The following is a 15,265-nucleotide window of genomic DNA, read 5'->3' as shown; positions in this document are numbered from 1 at the left end:
CCCCCTCATGACCCTGCCCAGCACCGTCCTGTCGGCCGTACTGGTGGCCAACCGCGGCGAGATCGCCGTCCGCGTCTTCCGCACGGCCCGCGCCCTGGGCCTCGCCACCGTCGCCGTCCACTCCGACCCGGACGCCGATGCCCTGCACGTCCGCGCCGCCGATGCGGCCGTACGACTCCCCGGCGCGGCCCCCGCCGACACCTACCTGCGCGGCGACCTGATCATCAAGGCGGCCCTCGCCGCCGGGGCCGACGCCGTCCACCCCGGCTACGGCTTCCTCTCCGAGAACGCAGACTTCGCCCGCGAAGTCCGGGCCGCCGGGCTGACCTGGATCGGCCCGCCGCCCGAGGCCATCGAGGCCATGGCCTCCAAAACCCGCGCCAAGGAACTGATGCGCGCCGCCGGGGTCCCGCTCCTCGACCCCGTCGACCCGGCCACCGCGACCTCCGCCGACCTGCCGCTCCTCCTGAAGGCCGCAGCCGGGGGAGGCGGCCGTGGGATGCGCGTCGTCCGCGATCTCGACGCCCTCGAGGAGGAGCTGGAGGCCGCCCGCGCCGAGGCCCGCTCCGCCTTCGGCGACGGAGAGGTCTTCGCCGAGCCCTACGTGGAGCGCGGCCGCCACGTCGAGGTGCAGATCCTCGCCGACGCCCACGGCACCGTCTGGGCGCTGGGCACCCGCGACTGCTCCCTCCAGCGGCGCCACCAGAAGGTCATCGAGGAGGCGCCCGCGCCGGGACTGCCGGACGGCCTGCGCGAGAGCCTCCACGAGGCCGCCGTCGCCGCCGCCCGCGCCGTCTCCTACCAGGGCGCGGGCACCGTCGAGTTCCTCGTCACCGCCGACGGGCGCCCGTACTTCCTGGAGATGAACACCCGGCTCCAGGTCGAACACCCCGTCACCGAAGCCGTCTACGGCATCGACCTCGTCGCCCTCCAACTGCGCGTCGCCGAGGGCACGGCCCTGCCCCTGACACCGCCGCCGCCCACCGGCCACGCCGTGGAGGCCCGCCTCTACGCCGAGGACCCAGCCCAGGACTGGCGCCCCCAGACCGGGGTCCTGCACACCCTCGCCGTCCCCGGCGAGGTCCGCGTGGACACCGGCTTCGCCGACGGAGACACCGTCGGCATCCACTACGACCCCATGCTCGCCAAGGTCGTCGCCCACGCCCCGACCCGCGCGGAGGCCGTACGCGCCCTCGCCCACGCCCTCGCCGGAGCCCGCATCCACGGGCTCACCACCAACCGCGAGCTCCTCGTACGGTCCCTGCGCCACCCGGAGTTCACCGCCGGACAGCTCGACACCGGCTTCTACGAACGCCACCTCACCGCCCTCACCGACGCAGCCCCTGACGCCACCCTGTCGGCCTTGGCCGCAGCCCTCGCCGAAGCCGCCCCGGCCCCCGGCGCCCCGCTCGCCACCCGCCTCGGCGGCTGGCGCAACGTCCGCTCCCAGCCCCAGACCCGCCGCTACACGGCGGCCGGCACCGCGGCCACCGAGTACACGGTCCGCTACCACCCTGTGGACCACCCGGGCGTCCGCGTCCTGGCCACGAGCCCCTCCCTGGTCACCCTCGAAGTCGAGGGAATCCGCCGCATGTTCCACGTGAAACAAAATTCGAACAGGCGCGAGGTCTACGTCGACTCGGCGCTCGACGGATCCCACACCCTCACCCCCGTCCCCCGGTTCGCCGATCCCCAGGACCGCACCGAACCGGGCTCCCTGCTCGCCCCCATGCCCGGCACCGTCGTCCGCGTCGCCGAGGGCCTCGCCCCCGGCAGCCCCGTCACCGCCGGGCAGCCCCTGCTCTGGCTGGAAGCCATGAAGATGGAGCACCGCATCCTCGCTCCCGCCTCCGGCACGCTCACCGCGCTCCACGCCGTCACCGGCCGGCAGGTCGAGTTCGGCGCCCTGCTCGCCGTAGTCCAGGAGGAATCGCAAGCATGAGCTCCGTCATCGAGACCCATGAACACAAGGCCCTGCGCACGGCGGTCGCCGCCCTCGGGCAGAAGTACGGCCGCGAGTACCTCGCCCGCCTCGCCCGCGAGGGCGGTCACCCCGACGAGCTGTGGGCCGACGCCGCCGAGCTCGGCTACCTCGGCGTCAACCTGCCCGAGGAGTACGGCGGTGGGGGCGGCGGCATCGCCGAGCTGTCCATCGTCCTCGAAGAACTCGGCGCCGCGGGCTGCCCGCTGCTCATGATGGTCGTCTCACCCGCCATCTGCGGGACGGTCATCTCCCGCTTCGGCACCGAAGCCCAGAAGCGGGCCTGGCTCCCCGGACTCGCCGACGGCAGTCGCACCATGGCCTTCGGCATCACCGAACCCGACGCCGGCTCCAACTCCCACCGGATCACCACCACGGCCCGCCGCGACGGCGACGACTGGATCCTCACCGGCCGCAAGGTCTTCATCTCCGGCGTCGACGTCGCCGACGCCACCCTCATCGTCGGCCGCACCGAAGACGCCCGCACCGGCCGCCTCAAGCCGTGCCTCTTCATCGTCCCCACGGACGCCGCCGGCTTCGCCCACGTGCCGATCGACATGGAACTCCAGGCGGCGGAGAAGCAGTTCGAACTGACGCTGGACGAGGTGCGGCTCCCCGCCGACGCCCTGGTCGGCGACGAGGACGCGGGGCTCCTCCAGCTCTTCGCCGGACTCAACCCCGAACGCATCATGACCGCCGCCTTCGCCATAGGCATGGGCCGCTACGCCCTCGCCAAGGCCGTCGACTACGCCAAGACCCGCCAGGTCTGGAAGCACCCCATCGGCGCCCACCAGGCCGTGGCGCACCCCCTCGCGGCTGCCCACATCGAACTGGAACTGGCCCGCCTGATGATGCAGAAGGCCGCCCATCTCTACGACGAGGGTGACGACATGGGCGCGGGCGAGGCCGCGAACATGGCCAAGTACGCGGCCGCCGAGGCCTGCGTGCGGGCGGTGGACCAGTCCGTGCACACCCTCGGCGGCAACGGCCTCACCCGCGAATACGGTCTGGCCTCCCTGATCACCGCCGCCCGCGTGGCCCGCATCGCCCCGGTCAGCCGCGAGATGATCCTCAACTTCATCTCCCACCAAACCCTGGGCCTCCCCAAGTCGTACTAGGTCCGTGCGCCCGTTCTCCCGAGGCCCCGCCCCCGGACCCCGCGCCTCAATCGCCGACGTGGCGGGGTTCGGCTTCGCCCGGGGACGGGGGTGGGGCGGGGTGTCGACCGGGACGTAGAACGTGATTTGTGGCGCGCACCAAGCCCGTAAGGACCGAAGCACGACCCATGGCGCCATAAACATGCAGTCCCGGCCGACACCCTGCCCCACCCCCGGCCCCCGCGCAGCCGAGCCGCCCCGGCCAAGCCCCCGCGGGGGGCACCCGCTCCGGCGCAGCCGAGCCCGCCCCTGCCAAGCCCCCGGCAGGGCACCGGCCCCGGCGCACCCGAGCCCGCCCGCGGCACGGGTACCGCATACCCTCCCCCCGGGAGACCCAGCCCCTACGCCCACCCCCTCCGGAGGAGACATGGCCCATCCGCACACCCGCTCCGGAGGAACCGTGCACGCCACGCAAGCCGCCGGCGTCGCCACGCTCACCCTGGACTCCCCGGCCAACCGCAACGCGCTCTCCGCGGCCCTCGTCGGAGACCTCCGCTCCGCTCTCGCCACCGCCGCCGCGGACCCGGAAGTCCGCGCCCTCGTCCTCACCCACACCGGCACCACCTTCTGCGCCGGCGCCGACCTCAAGTCCCCTTCCGCACCTGCCGATTTCCTGGCCCTGCTCCGCGAGATCGCGGAGCTGCCCAAGCCGGTGGCCGCCCGCGTCACCGGCCACGTCCGGGCCGGTGGTCTCGGACTGCTCGGCGTCTGCGACATCGCCGCCGCCGGACCGCAGTCCTCGTACGCCTTCACCGAGACCCACCTCGGCCTCGCCCCCGCCGTGATCTCCATGCCGCTGCTCCCGCGCCTCGACCCGCGCGCCGCCGCCCGCTACTTCCTGACCGCGGAACGCTTCGACGCCGCCGAAGCGACCCGGATCGGCCTGCTCACCCTGCACGCCGACGACGTCGACGGGGCCCTGGAGCCCGTCCTCGCCGGCCTGCGCAAGGCCTCCCCGCAGGGCCTGGCCGCCACGAAGGCGCTGACCTCCGCCGCGGTACGCGAGGTCCTGGAGCGCGACGGCGCCCGCCTGACGGAGCTGTCGGCAGAACTCTTCGCCTCCGCCGAGGCCCGTGAGGGCATCACCGCCCGCTTCGAGCGCCGGGACCCGTCATGGTCGCTGTGACCAGCCCGAAGCAGGGCCCCGCGCAGGGGCCCAAGCAGGCCCGCAGCCGCGTCACCCGCCGCCACCTCCTGGAGGCGGCCGTCTCCTGCCTGGCCGAACACGGCTGGGCCGGCTCCACCGTCTCCGTCGTCGCCGAACGCGCCGGCGTCTCCCGCGGCGCGGCCCAGCACCACTTCCCGACCCGCGAGGACCTCTTCACCGCGGCCGTCGAGTACGTCGCCGAGGAGCGGTCCACCGCCCTGCGGGACCTCTTCCACGCCGGCCCCGCCGCCCGCACCTCCGTGGTGGAGGCGCTCGTGGACCTGTACACCGGCACCCTCTTCCGGGCCGCCCTCCAGCTGTGGGTGGCCGCCTCCAACGAGGAACAGCTGCGCCCCAGGGTCACCGAACTGGAGGCCCGCGTCGGCCGCGAGACCCACCGCATCGCCGTCGAACTGCTGGGCGCCGACGAATCCGTCCCCGGCGTACGCGAGACGGTGCAGGGCCTCCTCGACATGGCCCGCGGCCTCGGCCTCGCCAATGTCCTCACCGACGACACGGCCCGCCGCGCCCGCGTGGTCGCCCAGTGGGCCCGCATCCTGGACGCGTCCCTCGGCTGAACGCGGGCACGCGAAGGGCGCCGCGACCCCGGCACGTGGGGATGCGACGCCCTGAAAACGCGGCGGTCAGGCCGTTTCGGCGATGTCGGCGTACCCCACGATGTCGCGGGGGTCACGCCGCCCCGGCCCGATGTAGCGGGCCGACGGTCGCACCAGGCGGCCGGTGCGCTTCTGCTCCAGGATGTGGGCCGACCACCCGGCGGTGCGGGCGCAGCTGAACATCGAGGTGAACATGTGCGCCGGGACCTCCGCGAAGTCCAGCATGATCGCGGCCCAGAACTCCACGTTCGTCGCGAGCACCCGGTCGGGGCGGCGCGCGTGCAGTTCCTCCAGGGCGGCCTTCTCCAGCGCGGCGGCCACCTCGTAGCGCGGCGCGTCCAGCTCCTTGGCCGTGCGCCGCAGCACGCGCGCACGCGGGTCCTCGGCCCGGTAGACGCGGTGTCCGAAGCCCATCAGCCGCTCGCCCTTGTCCAGGGCCCTCTTCACGTACGCCACGGCGTCGCCGGTGCGCTCGATCTCCTCGATCATGCCGAGGACGCGGGACGGCGCCCCGCCGTGCAGCGGCCCCGACATCGCACCGACGGCGCCGGACAGGGCGGCCGCCACATCCGCCCCGGTCGAGGCGATCACCCGCGCGGTGAACGTGGAGGCGTTCATGCCGTGCTCGGCGGCCGAGGTCCAGTACGCGTCGACGGCCTTGACGTGCTTGGGGTCCGGCTCTCCCCGCCAGCGGATCATGAACCGCTCGACGACGGACTCGGCCTTGTCGATCTCCCGCTGCGGCACCATCGGCAGGCCCTGGCCGCGGGCGGACTGGGCGACGTACGAGAGCGCCATGACGGCCGCCCGCGCGAGATCGTCGCGCGCGGTCCGCTCGTCGATGTCCAGGAGCGGTTTCAGACCCCACACGGGGGCGAGCATGGCGAGCGCGGACTGCACGTCGACGCGGATGTCACCGGAGTGGACCGGGATGGGGAAGGGTTCGGCGGCGGGCAGCCCGGGGTTGAAGGCACCGTCGACCAGCAGACCCCACACGTTCCCGAAGGAGACGTGACCGACCAGGTCCTCGATGTCGACCCCGCGGTAGCGGAGCGCACCGCCTTCCTTATCCGGTTCGGCGATCTCCGTCTCGAACGCGACGACCCCTTCGAGCCCGGGTACGAAGTCGGACATCAGGCGGCTCCTCAGATAGTGCGAACACGCGCGGCTCCCGGCGTGATTCGCGGTCCGGCGCGGTCATCCCCGTTGATGCCCGGCACGGCCGATGGTCATCCGTGCGGGGACCCTCGGACCGGCCCCAAGATTTTGTCCGTTCCGGATGGACTGCGGAAGCGTGACATACGGCACACCGCCGACGGTCCCGCTGCGGCAGGATGGCCAGCGTGACCCACCAGGACCTTGACCCCGCCATCATGCGCAAGCAGTACCGCTCGGAGATCGTGGAGGAGGACAGCCTCGCGGAGGACCCGATGCGGCAGTTCGACCGGTGGTTCCAGCAGGCCGCCGCCTCGCACCTCTTCGAACCCAACGCCATGATCGTTTCCACGGCGACCCCCGACGGCCGCCCCAGCTCCCGTACGGTGCTGCTCAAGCAGTTCGACGGGCGGGGCTTCGTCTTCTTCACCAATTATGCGTCCCGCAAGGGCCGTGAACTCGACGCGAACCCGCACATCGCCCTGCTGTTCCCGTGGCACCCGATCTCCCGCCAGGTCGTCGTCACCGGCACGGCGGCCCGTATCGGCCGCGACGAGACGGCGGCGTACTTCCGCTCCCGCCCGCACGGCTCGCAGCTGGGCGCCTGGGCGAGCGAGCAGTCCAGCGTGATCGGCTCCCGCGCGGAACTGGACCGCCGCTACGCCGAGCTCGCCGCCCGCTACCCGGAGGGCGAGCAGGTACCGGTCCCGCCGGAGTGGGGCGGCATCCGGGTCACCCCCGACGAGGTGGAGTTCTGGCAGGGCCACGAGAACCGCCTCCACGACCGCCTGCGGTACGTCCGGGAGGGCGCGGAGCCCGACGAGTGGCGCGTCGAGCGGCTCTGCCCGTAGGTCCTGAGACCGGTGAGTGCCGAGACCCGTAGGTTCTGAGACCGGCTGGACGCATGGACCCCGCAGATCCGTAGCCCCGCGGGCCCGCGAACGCAGACGACCCGCGGGCTCGGGTCTCTCCCCCTGCAGTGGGAGAAGCCGGCCGGACGTGCCGGCGAGCCCGCGGGTCGGGTGACTGCTGTGGATTGGCGCCTGGCATTCCCGCCGGGCACCGCACTGGGTGCGTGCGACGACGGGCGCTAGCCCGCAGTCACCTCACGCGTCCGGAATTCGTACATTTCCGGGATCACCTCCTTTCAGTGTGGGACCACTCTAAGCAGGTCCGCGCTGCCCGCTCAATCGAATTTCCGGGGTGAATTCATTCGCGTATCCATCGGGGTGCCGGGCCAGCCTTCCGAGGCCGCCGCAGGCGCGGGAGGCCGCAGCGGTCCGGGGTGGTTCCGGCGCACGAGCCGCGGCCCGTCTGTTTCACAACTAGCCTCCACTCAAAGGGAGTTCACCCCTACACTGAGCCCCTTGACCCAGGGGGTGGGCACATGGGCGTGCAGGCGCTGCCGCGCGACTATCGGATCAAGCCCGGCCGGACGGCCGTTCTGCTCGGGGTCATGGGGGTCGGGTCTCTCGCGGTCCTGACGCCCGTGTGGAGCGAAGAGGCCATTCCCGGCTGGGTGAAGTCGCTGGTCACCGGCGGGCTGCTGGCCTTCTTCGGGTGGCTGGTGATCGCCGCCCGGCGGTGTGTCACCTCCGTGGACCTCAAGGGAATCCGGGTGCGGACCCTGGTCCGCACCCGCCGCCTGGCCTGGGAGGACGTCCAGGACATCCGCGCCGTGCCCAATCCGAGCGCCTCCATGGCCGCGAACGCGCCGAAGGTCATCGCGTACGCCTACGGAGCCGACGGCAAGCGCGTGCAGCTCATGTACGTGGACGACATCCACGTGGCCGTCGACCGCGAGATCGCGGTCATCCGGGCCGCCTGGGCCGAGCTGCGCGGCGAGGGCTGGGAGCCGAGTGCGGACGCGGAGCGGCGGATCGAGCGGCGCGACCGGCGGGAGGCGCGCGCGTTGGGGGCGGTGGCCTGGTTCTCCGGGTTGCTCTTCCTCGGTCTGATCGTGTTCCTGGTGTTCCTCTTCGCCGGCGGCTGACCCCCCGCGGTCGTGTGTGGCCGCCCCCCACCAGCCCCGCCCGAACCGGATCATTCCGGGGTATTCGGAGGAACGGGGTGTGGGCTGCGTCACGTTCCAGTTCAATGATCTGACGTGCCGCACACGCGAACACCTGCTGGGGGTGCCAGGTGAGTGCTTTCGGACGTAACGAGACCGGACGTAACGAGACCGACGACGATCTGCTCGCAGCGCTGCTGGACGGGATGGACGCCGCCTTGTGCGCGTTCGACTCCGACGGCGTGATCACCCACTGGAACCGCGAGGCCGAGCGGATCCTGGGCTGGTCCGCCGCGGAGGCCGTGGGGCGCAAGGGCTTCGAGGGATGGGCGGTGCGCGCCGCCGACGCGCAGGACGTGCAGGACAGGCTCATGGCCGCCCAGGACGTGCCGGGCCGGCGGGTGCACGAGTTCGCGCTGCTGACCAAGGACGGCGGGCGCGTCCTCGTACGCACCCAGTCGGCCGGCGTGCCGGGCGCGGACGGGAAACCCGCCGGGGTGTACTGCGCCTTCAGCGAGGTGCACGCCCAGATCGACCTGGAACGGTCCATCGCGCTGAGCGAGGCCCTGCTGGAGGACGCCGCGTGGGGCGTGGTCCTCGTCGACGTCGACCTGCGGCCCGCCGTGGTCAACGCGCACGCCGCGCGCGCCCTCGGGGCCGGGCCCACCGCACTGCTCGGCCGCCCGCTGGGGGAGCTCCTCGCGCAGGGCGTGGAGGAGCTGGAGGGCGCCCTCCAGCACGTGCTCGCGGAGGGGGCTCCGCCCGCGCCGGTGGAGCTGTGGGTCTCGGTGCGCACCGCGGAGGGGGTGCGGCGGCGGTGCCTGCGGTGCGGGTTCCTGCGGCTGGCCTCGCCGCTGGCGGAGGAGCCGGTGCCGCTCGGGGTCGGATGGCTCTTCCAGGACGTCACCGAGGCCCGGCAGGCCCAGCTGGACACCGCGCAGTTGCGGTTCCGGTCCCATCAGCTGCACCGCGCCGGGCGGGCCGCCGCGGAGTGCGAGGATCCGGCCGAGGCGGCCGCCGTACGCCTGGACTTCGCCCTCGCGGGCTTCGCCGAGCACGCGCTGCTCGACGTACTGGACCCGTCGGCCGGCCCCGAGCGGCGCCGGCTCGTACGCTCCGCGGTCGCGCCGCCCGCGCTGCCGGGGCCCGGGTCGATCCCCGTACGGTACGAGGCCGGTCATCCGGCGCTGCAGGCGCTGGACCGGATCGGCTCGGTGCGCACGAGCGCCCCGCGCGGGGAGGCGGACCCGCAGTGGGCGCGGACCCGGCAGTGGCCGGAGGGCGCGGCCCACGTGCTGTGCACGGTGCTGCGCAGCCGGGGGCGGACCCTGGGCGCGCTGACGTTCGTGCGCGGACCCTCGCGGGCGGCCTTCGAGCGCGCGGACGCGGCGTACGCGGAGGAGGTCGCGGCCCGGATCGCGGCGGATCTGGACCTGGCGGCCCGCTGAGGACCGTTCCGCAATCCCCGCCTGGCCCCCGAAGATCGCCCGGAAGGGGGGCTAAGGGCTTGCAGAGAATTAACGTGCGTGTTTCAGCTCTTGACAGGCCAGCTCATGCAGGGTGTTCGATCGCAGGTTAATTCTCTGCAAGCCCTTAGTGGCGGAAGAAGATCCGGTCGCCGTACTCCTGCATCACGCGGCCGTTCCACTCGTGGCCGCCGTCGACGTTGCCCGAGCGCAGCAGCGGGGGCTCCACGCCGCGGGCGGCGAGCTCGCCGGCGGCCGCCGCCATGACCGCCTGCATGATCGCGCTGGTCACGACGGTGGAGGCGGGGGCGAAGGGGGCGTCGATGCCGTCGAGGGACAGCTCGGCGTCGCCGACCGCGATCTTGCTGTCGAGGACGACGTCGCAGTGGTCCTTGAGGAAGGTGCCGGAGACGTGCCGCGACTTGGTCCCGGTCGCGTACGCCACCGAGGTCACGCCGATCACCTTGAGGCCGATGGCGCGGGCGTTCATGGCCATCTCGACCGGCAGGGCGTTGCGCCCGGAGAGCGAGATGATCACGAGGACGTCGCCGTCGGAGGCGGGGCTGCTGTCCAGGACGGCGCCGGCGAGGCCGTCGACCCGTTCCAGGGCGCTGCCGAGCGTCGCGGGCATGACGTCGATGCCGGCCGTGCCCGGCACGGCGAGGAAGTTCATCAGGGCCAGTCCGCCGGCCCGGTAGACGACGTCCTGGGCGGGGAGCGAGGAGTGCCCGGCGCCGAAGGCGAAGAGCCGGTTGCCGGAGGCGACGGCGTCGGCGACGAGGGAGCCGGCCTCGGCGATCCGGGCGCCCTCCTCGTCCCGCACCCGCTCCAGCAGGCCGATGGCGGCGTCGAAGAACTGACCGGCCAGCTTGCTCTCGCTCATACGCCGATGGCCTTCCGGGGGTGGGGTGCGTCCGTGTCCGCCGCTCACCGTGCGGTCTGGACCAAGGGCGTGTCAATACGAACGTCAATCCCGGGACGAAGGCAACGCGGAGATGTCCGGGTGATGTCCGGGGAGATGTCCTGGAGAGGGCTTGACGCTCGGCACGGGACGGTTGTCGGCCCGATGCGTCAGAATTGGGGGCAGGGCCAGCGCACGCAATCCGAGGGGCACGAATGTCCGGACTGATCGATACCACGGAGATGTATCTCCGCACCATCCTCGAGCTGGAAGAGGAAGGTGTGGTCCCCATGCGCGCCCGTATCGCCGAGCGGCTCGACCAGAGCGGACCGACGGTGAGCCAGACGGTGGCGCGCATGGAGCGGGACGGCCTGGTGGCCGTCGCCAGCGACCGGCACCTGGAGCTGACGGAGGAGGGGCGGCGGCTGGCGACGCGCGTCATGCGCAAGCACCGGCTGGCCGAGTGCCTGCTCGTCGACGTCATCGGCCTGGAGTGGGAGCAGGTGCACGCCGAGGCCTGCCGCTGGGAGCACGTGATGAGCGAGGCGGTGGAGCGGCGCGTGCTGGAGCTGCTGCGCCACCCGACGGAATCGCCGTACGGGAATCCGATCCCGGGCCTGGAGGAGCTGGGGGAGAAGGCGGAGGCGGACCCGTTCCTGGCGGACGGCATGATCAGCCTGGCCGAGCTGGACCCGGGCGCCGACGGCAAGACCGTGGTCGTGCGCCGGATCGGGGAGCCGATCCAGACGGACGCGCAGCTGATGTACACGCTGCGGCGGGCGGGCGTGCAGCCCGGCTCGGTGGTGAGCGTGACCGCGTCCGCGGGTGGTGTGCTGGTGGGCAGCGGCGGCGAGGCCGCCGAGCTGGCGGCGGATATCGCCTCGCACGTGTTCGTGGCGAAGCGCTGACGGCGCGTTGACGTCGTAGGGATCGATCCCGTTCGGGGTCCCCGGTGTGGGCGGTCCCGGCGCCTCACGGCGCCGGGACCGGTCCTCCCCTTGTGACCTGGAGCCCCGAGCTCTCAAGGTCGTCCCCTTCGGACCGTCTTCCCCGAGCGGCCCGCCTCCCTGTTGAAAGGATCTCCATCGGCAGTGGCGGTCAATCCTTGAGCAAGGTCACTCGAAAGAGCGGTGTTGTCGGCGAGACGGCCGTTTTCGAATGCGGGTTCGATAGTCTGGCCGGGAGTGAAGGGGGTGCATCTGCGGTGGTACAGCGCATCGATGTGACAGGGGCCGACGGCGTACGCCTGGCAGCCTGGGAGTTCCGCGAACCGACGACGGAAGCCGCGTCGGGTCCCGCGACGGAACCGGCCTCCGCGCCGCATGCCCCGCCGCATGCCGAGGCGGATTCCCGTCCCGCGGTGCTGTTACTCCACGGGCTCATGGGCCGCGCCTTCCACTGGGCCGGAACGGCCCGCTGGCTCGGCGAGCACCGCCGCGTCATCGCTCTCGACCAGCGCGGCCACGGCCAGAGCGACCGCCCGCCGGACGGTCCTTATACGCGCGAGGCCTTCGTGGCCGACGCGGAGGCCGTCGTCGAGCATCTCAACCTCGCCCCCGTGACCCTGATCGGCCACTCCATGGGCGCCCTCACCGCCTGGCAGCTCGCCGCTCGCCGCCCGGACCTGGTCGAAGCCCTGGTCATCTGCGACATGCGCGCCTCGGCCCTCGGTGAAGCCTCGCAGCAGGAGTGGAAGGACTGGTTCCACCGGTGGCCCCTGCCCTTCCCGACCCAGGACGCGGCCCGCCGCTGGTTCGGCGAGGACGACCCCCGGGTGGAACGCCCCGACCCCGGCCGCGGCTCCTTCTTCGCCGAGGTCATGCACGAGGCCCCAGACGGCTGGCGCCCCCTCTTCTCCCGCCGCCAGATGCTGACGGCCCGCGAAACCTGGGTCCACGACGCCCACTGGGAGGAACTGGCCCAAGTCCGCTGTCCCGCTCTGGTGGTCCGGGGCCTGGACGGCGAACTGGGCCGCGCCGAAGCCCAGGAAATGGTCCGCGTCCTCCCGGCCGGCCAGTACGCGGAAATCCCGGACGCCGGCCACTACCTCCACTACGACCAGCCGACGGCCTGGCGCGCGGCCCTGGAACCCTTCCTGGACGGCGTCAAGGCAGCTCGGATCTGAGCCGCGCGGCGGCGGCTCAGGTCTCGACGCGTACCCGGACGTCACCGGCACGCAGCCACAGCGTGCCGTCACGGCGCCGCGGCCGCCGCGCCGCCCCCGGCCGCGCCTCAGAACCACCACCCGGCCGGGGACGCTCACCCGCCCCTACCTCCAGAACCCCGGCACGGCGTCGTCTCCGTCGGCTCCCTCGCCGCCCGCTGACCCGTCAGCCCTTGCTGACCGCCAGCAGGATCTCCGGCAGCCTCCGCGCCACCGTCGGGGCCGACAGGCGCAGGCCCGTCCAGGCCGCCAGCGCACCCCAGGCCGCGCCCAGCGGCAACAGCAGCCAGGAAACGTCTTGGTGGTCCGCCCCGTTGAGCCAGATCGTCAGGGCGATCACCGGGGAGCAGAGCAGCGCCGACGCCAGCATGCCGCCGAAGATGCCCATCCAGGCCAGCCCGGCCTGCCCCGGGGCGACGTTCTTGAAGGCGCCGTCCGTCGGGATGGAGTACGGGAAGCGGGCCGAGCACACGGCCCCCGTGCAGAGCATCGCGCCCAGCAGCGCCAGGGCCAGGCCCAAGGCCATCGGGAAGGCCGACCAGTTGCCGACCAGGGCGGCGGTGACCGCCGTGACGAAGACCGTGTACGGGACGGTGACCAGGGCCAGCGCTGCGGCGCGGGCGCGCAGCTCCACGTACGCGTCGCGCGGGGTGGAGATGGTCTGCGCGACCATCCAGAACGCCGAGGTGTCCTGCCCGAACTGGTTGTACATCTGGACGCCGAGCATTCCGGAGCCGAAGCAGGCCAGGTAGATGGATCCCGTGCCCTGCAGGGCGTTGAAGACGGGGATGATCAGGCCGATCGCCAGCGCGGTCACGAAGGCCGACTTCGCCTTCGGGTCGCGGACCGCGTAGCGGAGGGTCCGCTGCATGACCGCGCCCGTACGGCCCGCCGGCAGCAGCGACCAGAAGCCGCCCGCGCCGCGGTCCTTCTCCGGCTTGGCGGCCGCGAGGGTCGAACCGTCCGGGGTGACCATCAGCTTGGTGAGGCTGCGCTCCCAGAACCAGAGGAGCAGGGCCAGCGCGCCGACCGTGAGGGCCAGCTGGGCCGCGGCGACCCCGTACGCGCCCTCGCTCGCCGAGTCCACCATCCCGACGGCGGTCGCCGGAGGCAGCCACCGGACCACCGCCTCGGCGGGCTCCAGCTGGGCCAGGCCGCCCGCCTGGAGCAGGCGCTGGCTGCCGAAGTTGGCCAGCTGCGCGCCCACCGCGATCAGCAGTCCGCTGAGCAGCGCCAGGTCGCGCCCCTTGCGGCTGGTCAGCAGCCGTACGTTGGCCGTGGCCACCGCGCGGGCGAGGGCCACGCAACCCAGCAGGAGCAGCGGGACGGCCACGACCGCGGCCGCCACCCCCGCGCCGCCCCGGGCGACGGCCATCACCGAGCCGACCGCCAGGCACAGCGTGAACAGCGGTCCGATGCCGACGAGCGAGGAGGCGAGGAGGGCCCGTACGAGGGGACGCGGGCGCAGCGGCAGCATCACCAGCCGGCTCGGGTCGAGCGTCTCGTCCCCGCTGGGGAAGAACAGCGGCATGACGGTCCAGGCGAGCGCCAGGATCGCGGCCAGCAGGACGACGACCGTCCCCGCGTGGGCCTTGCCGTGCAGCATGGCCAGGCCGAGCGTGACGAAGAAGCCGACGACGAGCGCGAACACCAGGGAAGTGATCCAGGCGGCCTTGCGCTTGGAGGAGCCCTTGAGCCCGTTGCGCAGCAGCGACAGCTTCAGCCGGACGAAGACGCCGGTCAGCGAGACGGGTGCGGCGTCAGTGGCCGGAGCGGCGGGCGTGGCGAGAGCGCCGGTCGTGGTCATCGGACGGCCGCCGTACCGGAGCCGCCGCCCAGCCAGTCCAGCGAGTCCCCGGCCGCCTCGCGCCCGTGCGCGCCGACCAGTTCGAGGAACGCGGCCTGCAGGGAGGGCGCGGAGCCCCGTACGTCGGCCAGCGGGCCCGCGGCGCGGATCCGCCCGGCCGCCATGACGGCCACCCAGTCGCACAGCGACTCGACGAGCTCCATCACGTGGGAGGAGAAGACGACCGTCGCGCCGGACGCGGTGTAACGTTCCAGCACTCCGCGGATGGTCTGCGCCGACACCGGGTCCACGCCCTCGAACGGCTCGTCCAGGAACAGCACTTCGGGGTTGTGCAGCAGTGCGGCCGCCAGGCCGATCTTCTTGCGCATGCCCGTCGAGTAGTCCACGACCAGCTTGTGCTGCGAGCCCGCGAGGTCCAGGACGTCCAGCAGCTGCGTCGCCCGCTTGTCGGTCTCCTCGCCCGGCAGCCCCCGCAACCGGCCCATGTAGCCGAGCAGTTCACGCCCCGACAGCCGCTCGAAGAGCCGCAGCCCCTCCGGCAGCACGCCGATCCGGGCCTTCACCTCGACCGGGTCCGCCCACACGTCGTGCCCGGCGACGAGGACCCGCCCCATGTCCGGGCGCAGCAGCCCGGTCACCATCGACAGCGTCGTCGTCTTGCCCGCGCCGTTCGGGCCGACCAGACCGATGAACTTGCCCGCGGGCAGCTCCAGGTCGATCCCGGCGACGGCCACCTGCTCGCCGAAGCGCTTCCACAGACCTTCCACCCGCACGGCGGACGGCGCGGATCGCGCGCCACCCGTCCCGTACGTCCCGCCCGTCGCATCACCCTGGTCCGGCATGCGCCTGCCTCTCGTCA

The 15,265-nt window shown here is 72.9% G+C and carries 13 protein-coding genes; 9 read left to right on the top strand and 4 right to left on the bottom strand.

Annotated elements, in window-relative coordinates:
- The first annotated feature begins 7 nt into the window (after positions 1-7).
- From AB0D48_RS15110 to AB0D48_RS15095, 4 genes are all read left to right on the top strand, one after another.
- Positions 8-1,942 carry a biotin carboxylase N-terminal domain-containing protein gene (locus AB0D48_RS15110; protein ID WP_362395615.1) on the top strand — a complete coding sequence of 645 codons (1,935 nt, stop codon included), beginning with the start codon at positions 8-10 and terminating at the stop codon, positions 1,940-1,942.
- Positions 1,939-3,099 carry an acyl-CoA dehydrogenase family protein gene (locus tag AB0D48_RS15105; RefSeq protein ID WP_362395613.1) on the top strand — a complete coding sequence of 387 codons (1,161 nt, stop codon included), beginning with the start codon at positions 1,939-1,941 and terminating at the stop codon, positions 3,097-3,099. Before AB0D48_RS15110 ends, AB0D48_RS15105 begins: the two co-directional genes overlap by 4 nt.
- Before the next feature lie 406 nt (positions 3,100-3,505).
- A complete protein-coding gene (locus AB0D48_RS15100) occupies positions 3,506-4,264 on the top strand; it encodes an enoyl-CoA hydratase family protein (protein WP_362395611.1) in 759 nt (252 codons plus the stop codon).
- Positions 4,252-4,863 (top strand): TetR/AcrR family transcriptional regulator, encoded by a 612-nt coding sequence (locus AB0D48_RS15095; protein ID WP_362395609.1) that lies wholly within the window; start codon positions 4,252-4,254, stop codon positions 4,861-4,863. The genes AB0D48_RS15100 and AB0D48_RS15095 overlap by 13 nt, the downstream gene beginning before the upstream one ends.
- A gap of 66 nt (positions 4,864-4,929) precedes the next feature.
- Here AB0D48_RS15095 and AB0D48_RS15090 read toward each other — a convergent pair whose 3' ends face one another.
- Positions 4,930-6,036: a citrate synthase 2 gene (locus AB0D48_RS15090; RefSeq protein WP_362395607.1), complete on the bottom strand. Its 1,107-nt coding sequence runs from the start codon at positions 6,034-6,036 to the stop codon at positions 4,930-4,932.
- A gap of 200 nt (positions 6,037-6,236) precedes the next feature.
- On the opposite strand from AB0D48_RS15090, the gene pdxH reads away from it, so the two are divergent.
- From pdxH to AB0D48_RS15075, 3 genes are all read left to right on the top strand, one after another.
- Complete coding sequence (gene pdxH / locus AB0D48_RS15085) at positions 6,237-6,908, top strand: pyridoxamine 5'-phosphate oxidase (RefSeq protein ID WP_362395605.1); 672 nt, start codon at positions 6,237-6,239, stop codon at positions 6,906-6,908.
- Between the two features lie 536 nt (positions 6,909-7,444).
- Positions 7,445-8,050: a PH domain-containing protein gene (locus AB0D48_RS15080; RefSeq protein ID WP_362395603.1), complete on the top strand. Its 606-nt coding sequence runs from the start codon at positions 7,445-7,447 to the stop codon at positions 8,048-8,050.
- 149 nt (positions 8,051-8,199) lie between these two features.
- The gene (locus AB0D48_RS15075) at positions 8,200-9,516 is read left to right on the top strand and encodes a PAS domain-containing protein (protein WP_362395601.1); all 1,317 of its coding nucleotides are present in this window, start codon (positions 8,200-8,202) and stop codon (positions 9,514-9,516) included.
- Between the two features lie 145 nt (positions 9,517-9,661).
- On the opposite strand, the gene AB0D48_RS15070 is transcribed toward AB0D48_RS15075, so the two are convergent.
- Positions 9,662-10,417, bottom strand: coding sequence for an SIS domain-containing protein (locus tag AB0D48_RS15070; protein ID WP_362395599.1), 756 nt, complete (start codon positions 10,415-10,417; stop codon positions 9,662-9,664).
- A 233-nt stretch (positions 10,418-10,650) separates the two neighbouring features.
- On the opposite strand from AB0D48_RS15070, the gene AB0D48_RS15065 reads away from it, so the two are divergent.
- Both AB0D48_RS15065 and AB0D48_RS15060 read left to right on the top strand, forming a co-directional pair.
- A complete protein-coding gene (locus AB0D48_RS15065) occupies positions 10,651-11,343 on the top strand; it encodes a metal-dependent transcriptional regulator (protein WP_362395597.1) in 693 nt (230 codons plus the stop codon).
- 296 nt (positions 11,344-11,639) lie between these two features.
- Positions 11,640-12,560, top strand: a complete 921-nt coding sequence (locus AB0D48_RS15060; RefSeq protein WP_362395595.1) for an alpha/beta hydrolase — start codon at positions 11,640-11,642, stop codon at positions 12,558-12,560.
- A 205-nt stretch (positions 12,561-12,765) separates the two neighbouring features.
- Here AB0D48_RS15060 and AB0D48_RS15055 read toward each other — a convergent pair whose 3' ends face one another.
- Together AB0D48_RS15055 and AB0D48_RS15050 are read right to left on the bottom strand one after the other, a co-directional pair.
- A complete protein-coding gene (locus AB0D48_RS15055) occupies positions 12,766-14,406 on the bottom strand; it encodes a transporter (protein ID WP_362395593.1) in 1,641 nt (546 codons plus the stop codon).
- Entirely contained in the window at positions 14,403-15,248 is an 846-nt protein-coding gene (locus AB0D48_RS15050; protein ID WP_362395591.1) for an ABC transporter ATP-binding protein, read from the bottom strand. Before AB0D48_RS15050 ends, AB0D48_RS15055 begins: the two co-directional genes overlap by 4 nt.
- Between the last annotated feature and the right edge of the window lie 17 nt (positions 15,249-15,265).

The sequence above is a fragment of the Streptomyces sp. NPDC048269 genome, assembly GCF_040652395.1.
Taxonomy (GTDB): domain Bacteria; phylum Actinomycetota; class Actinomycetes; order Streptomycetales; family Streptomycetaceae; genus Streptomyces.
Note: the sequence above shows the minus strand (reverse complement) of the source record. Positions and strands in the feature narration are given on the sequence as shown.

Coding starts and splice junctions, on each gene's coding strand:
- AB0D48_RS15110 (WP_362395615.1), top strand. CDS start 8: ATGACCCTGCCCAGCACCGTCCTGTCGGCCGTACTGGTGGCCAACCGC.
- AB0D48_RS15105 (WP_362395613.1), top strand. CDS start 1,939: ATGAGCTCCGTCATCGAGACCCATGAACACAAGGCCCTGCGCACGGCG.
- AB0D48_RS15100 (WP_362395611.1), top strand. CDS start 3,506: ATGGCCCATCCGCACACCCGCTCCGGAGGAACCGTGCACGCCACGCAA.
- AB0D48_RS15095 (WP_362395609.1), top strand. CDS start 4,252: ATGGTCGCTGTGACCAGCCCGAAGCAGGGCCCCGCGCAGGGGCCCAAG.
- AB0D48_RS15090 (WP_362395607.1), bottom strand. CDS start 6,036: ATGTCCGACTTCGTACCCGGGCTCGAAGGGGTCGTCGCGTTCGAGACG.
- pdxH (WP_362395605.1), top strand. CDS start 6,237: ATGGCCAGCGTGACCCACCAGGACCTTGACCCCGCCATCATGCGCAAG.
- AB0D48_RS15080 (WP_362395603.1), top strand. CDS start 7,445: ATGGGCGTGCAGGCGCTGCCGCGCGACTATCGGATCAAGCCCGGCCGG.
- AB0D48_RS15070 (WP_362395599.1), bottom strand. CDS start 10,417: ATGAGCGAGAGCAAGCTGGCCGGTCAGTTCTTCGACGCCGCCATCGGC.
- AB0D48_RS15065 (WP_362395597.1), top strand. CDS start 10,651: ATGTCCGGACTGATCGATACCACGGAGATGTATCTCCGCACCATCCTC.
- AB0D48_RS15055 (WP_362395593.1), bottom strand. CDS start 14,406: ATGACCACGACCGGCGCTCTCGCCACGCCCGCCGCTCCGGCCACTGAC.
- AB0D48_RS15050 (WP_362395591.1), bottom strand. CDS start 15,248: ATGCCGGACCAGGGTGATGCGACGGGCGGGACGTACGGGACGGGTGGC.